This window comes from Actinoplanes campanulatus (genome assembly GCF_014647795.1).
In the GTDB taxonomy this organism is placed as follows: domain Bacteria; phylum Actinomycetota; class Actinomycetes; order Mycobacteriales; family Micromonosporaceae; genus Actinoplanes; species Actinoplanes campanulatus.
In genome coordinates this window covers 1-3,851 of record NZ_BMPW01000059.1, presented here as the reverse complement: position 1 = coordinate 3,851, position 3,851 = coordinate 1, and the positions used below count along the sequence as shown (strand labels likewise).

The following is a 3,851-nucleotide window of genomic DNA, read 5'->3' as shown; positions in this document are numbered from 1 at the left end:
TCGCCGCCTTCAAGAAGCTCGCCGCCAACCCGATCTTCAACGTCAAGCTGAGCTGACTGGACACACACCGAGCCGCCACCCCACCAGGGGTGGCGGCTCGTTCGGCTGCAGATCAATTGACCTGGCCCACCTCTGGACCACGGCGCCGCCGCCCGAGTCGCGCCGGGTCTTCGCCGTCTACGCCGTACTGACCGGCCTCGACGGCGACTGGCCCGCCCGCATGCCGATCATCCAGTTGCGACAGCACCTGGCGGTCCTGGTCCAGTTCGACGACGGCTGGGGCGCCGCCGAGACCATCCGCGCCACGCTGGCGCCGTTTCGGGCGGTTGCCTGACCGCATCGGCAAATCCGGGGGTTTCATCACGGGCGGCGAGAGGTGACAGGGCTACACCTCATCAACACCAGGATCAAAGGCACAGTTTTCGTACGCTGACGCGCTCCCGCCGCGGACGGAGCCGGTCCCGTGACGTGACGGTCGCGGCCCTGCTTCCGCAGCGGCGCCGGATCTGGCCAGGCGCCTGGACGCCGTACGATCAGGCTTCGCCCGACCGGAGGCGCAGGTCTACCAGCCGCCTTCGAAGAAGGCCAGCAGGGCCGGGGCGGGGTCGACGACGGTCGTCGTGTTGGCCACCGCGATCACCCCGGCGACCAGCAGCAGGAGGCCGGTCAGCACGCCGAACGAGGCCAGCACCCGGCGGGTCCGCCGCTCGGCCGGCGCCGTGCCGGTGAACCTGCGCCACAGCAGCACGCCGAACGCGGCGAGACCGGCCGCCACCAGCGCGGCGATCACCGCCATCGCCGCGTGGTAGCGGGCGAAGTCGTCGATCATCACCTGGAGCGGGGGAGAGGCCCGGCCGCCCGCCGCGAGCTGCTGCCGGACCTGCGCGAGCGTCACGCCGTCCGCACCACTGCCGGGCCCGTCCACCAGCATCGGCAGGAGCGAGGCGAACGGCGACACCGAACCCTGGACGTTCGCCATCACCAGGGCGAGCGAGAACACCGCCGACATCGTCACCACGACACCGGCCGCCGCGAGCCTGGAGGCGCCCCGGGTGAACGCTGTCCAGAGCCGCACCCCGAGTACGGCGAGCACGGCGAACAGCAGCGCGGCGGTCACCGCTTTGACCAGGTGGTAGCGCAGCCAGTAGTCGACGACTCCCGCCATGCTGGGGGAGAACGGCCCGTCGCCGGACTGCCAGTACTCGGCGAACGCCACCCGGAGCTGCCCGGCCAGATGCGCTTGATCAGCGAACCCGCGGCCCGGCCGGAGCGCCGCCACTGGCGCCGGAGCCACCACGAAGGCGACCCCGAACGCCACGGCGAGCCCGGCCGGGACCACAACACCACCTGCTCTGCTCCGCACTCGACGCACGGTAGCCGTACCGGTCCAGGCCTTACTCGGCCTGCTTCGATCAACTCTCGGTGATCAGCCCGGGGAGGTGCTCCTCGCGGGTGAACAGCATGCGGCAGGCGCGGCCGCCGGCGAAGGTCACCGGCCGCACGAACCTCAGGTGGTGCCGCGACGCATCGATGGCGTCGGCCCAGTTCAGGTCGAAGCGGCACAGGATCGGCTGAAGCTCGCTACGGCCGGCCGCGACCAGGACGTCGTGGAAGAAACAGCGACGTACGTCCAGAACGTACGTGTCGTGATCGTCCACGGGACGCTCGAAGTGGAACGACGGGCCGAAGTAGGACTGCTCGCGTTCCTTGCTGGCGGCGACCAGGACACCGAACGGATCGTCGGCGTGGTCGAGCATGCCGCGCGTGCCGGCCAGGATGTCCTCGCGTAGCGGACTGTTGAGGCAGTCCTCCACGATCGAGGCGGCCTCGGCAGGTCCGAACACCGGCTCGACGACGTCGTACGCCGCGACGGCCAGCGCGGTGAACCGGGCGTTGGCCGCGTCCATCGTGTTGGCGACCAGGGGACTGATCCGTGTGTCGAGGGCGGCGAGCCGGTCTCGCACCAACTCGTCGACGGGCTGAGACCAGACGGTCGCGGCACGGGAACCGAGCAGCTCCAGCAGACGTACGAAGAACGCCCGCTCGATGATCGGGGTCCATTCCGCCGGATCGAACCGGGGCTCGTCCCGGTGCGGCGGGACGGAGGATCGCGCCGTGGTGGCGTCACTCATGGTGGTGGTCCCTTTCGGGTCAGGACCACGCGGGCTACGCCGAGCACCCGGTGGGAGCCGAGACTGGACGCCCCGTGCGGTCCGGGGTTGACCAGCGCGCTCCACCACCAACCGGCGCTGCGAATTGATGCCCCAGTAAAGAGGGCCGTCCACCCGGCGTCAAGCGGTCACGCGGGCAACGAGTACCGCTCTGCGCGATCCGGGCGACGTCGCGGCAAAAGTCGTCGACAAAACGAGTTCTGGGCCACCCGGAACTCGCCTTCTACCTGAGCCCCTGGTACACGTCCCCGGAAACCGATCCGGCGACGGCCTGACCCGCGGTCAGGCGGCGGTGAGGATCCGCAGGCGGGGGTGCCGCGCCTCCCAGGCCGCGCGCACGCTCCGGGGCAGGTTCAGCTCCGGCCACAACCGGGCCAGGGTCGGCCCGTCGAGGTACGCCCGGAGCTCGTCGACGCGGATCGCCTCGCGCAGCACGTTCTCATACATCCACAGCAGCATGGTGTGCACGCCGAGGTCGAAGGCCCGCTGCGGCTGCCACCACAGGCGCAGCGGCAGCTCCACCAGGCCGGAGGTCGGGCCGCGCAGCTCACCGAGCGTCCCGGCGACGACGACCGGCCGGTGGGGCCGGGCGAGGTGCGTGACGGGAGCGGTACTCACGGACATGCCATCAGCCTAAACCGACACACCGGTCAGACAGCAACCACCTAGATTCCTAGGATGCTCTTGGCGGTGCGCGACTGGTCACCGGCACGGCCTCATCGTCGTGCGCCGCCGATCATGGCCGCCCCTGCTTCCGGTCACGCTGGGCGGGTGGCCGCGCTTACCCGAGAGCGGGTGGCGCACACGAAGGCGGTGTCGTGGTCGTCTACGTGGCCTGTAGCCGCGACGGCCGCCCACGTGGCGGCTGCCGTGTGCGCTCACCCCCGAAAGCCCGACCGGCAGGAATTTCGTGTGAGCGAGGAACCCTGTTCACCCGTGCTTGTGGTGGATCGAGGTAGCCAGAGAGCCTCTTTCTCGGTTGTCGCCTGGCGTCGATGTCAAGGCGTGCGTTCGAATGGCTGCGGTGCCACCCCGACTTGCCGGCGATCTTGGGCGATGGTGGCTTCCGGGCCGATCTTGAAGCCTGGTTGCCGTCCGGCGGCCAATCATCGTCCATGATCTATTTCCCCTGGGGGACCTTGGGTGATCGGATACCTCCGGATAGCCGCGATCACCCAAGATCGCGCCGTTCGTGACGATCGCTCAAGATTCACATCGCGTTTGCGGATGGCTCGAACGGCCGGCGATGACCGGCCGAATCCTGCGGCGAAGGCGAGGAAACACGCGAAAAGGCGACTTGACATCAACGCCAGACGACAACGGAGAAAGAGACTCTCCTGCCGCCCCGATCTACCGCACGGGCCGATGGCCGTCACACTCGGTCAACCGGAGTTCAGCCGGTCGCTCTGTCCGGGGCGAGCGCCCACCGCACTCGTCGCCTTGCGCGCCCCGGCCTTGCGTCAACAGACTCCATGCTCACCGTGGCAGCGTTACGGCCGCGGAGTGGAAGGTGGGGTTCCGGGTCTCAGTGGCGTGCGGGCCGCGGAGCGGGTGGTGGGTTTGTGGACCATGAACGCGCCCGGCGCTGCGGGGCAGGGCCGGGCGCGTTCTCGGTGGGTTCGCGTCAGCGGATGCGGTCCAGCAGGCGCTGCCAGCGGCTGCGCGGGCGGCGGGCCTGGG

3 protein-coding genes and 1 pseudogene are annotated in these 3,851 nt (G+C 69.8%); 1 reads left to right on the top strand and 3 read right to left on the bottom strand.

The genetic code is table 11. From position 1 onward, the window contains the following. Positions 1–334, top strand: a pseudogene (locus IEZ13_RS45945) (hypothetical protein); the annotation flags it as partial. Positions 335–562: 228 nt separating this feature from the next. On the opposite strand, the gene IEZ13_RS45940 reads toward IEZ13_RS45945, so the two are convergent. From IEZ13_RS45940 to IEZ13_RS45930, 3 genes are all read right to left on the bottom strand, one after another. Beyond that, positions 563–1,363, bottom strand: coding sequence for a hypothetical protein (locus IEZ13_RS45940; RefSeq protein WP_183227835.1), 801 nt, complete (start codon positions 1,361–1,363; stop codon positions 563–565). 49 nt (positions 1,364–1,412) lie between these two features. After that, complete coding sequence (locus tag IEZ13_RS45935) at positions 1,413–2,132, bottom strand: L-2-amino-thiazoline-4-carboxylic acid hydrolase (protein WP_183227836.1); 720 nt, start codon at positions 2,130–2,132, stop codon at positions 1,413–1,415. Positions 2,133–2,453: 321 nt separating this feature from the next. Beyond that, complete coding sequence (locus tag IEZ13_RS45930; protein ID WP_183227837.1) at positions 2,454–2,795, bottom strand: hypothetical protein; 342 nt, start codon at positions 2,793–2,795, stop codon at positions 2,454–2,456. Positions 2,796–3,851: the final 1,056 nt, after the last annotated feature.

What these genes read in the sequence shown, in the direction of transcription:
- IEZ13_RS45930 (WP_183227837.1), bottom strand. Translation starts at nt 2,795, where the DNA reads ATGTCCGTGAGTACCGCTCCCGTCACGCACCTCGCCCGGCCCCACCGG.
- IEZ13_RS45935 (WP_183227836.1), bottom strand. Translation starts at nt 2,132, where the DNA reads ATGAGTGACGCCACCACGGCGCGATCCTCCGTCCCGCCGCACCGGGAC.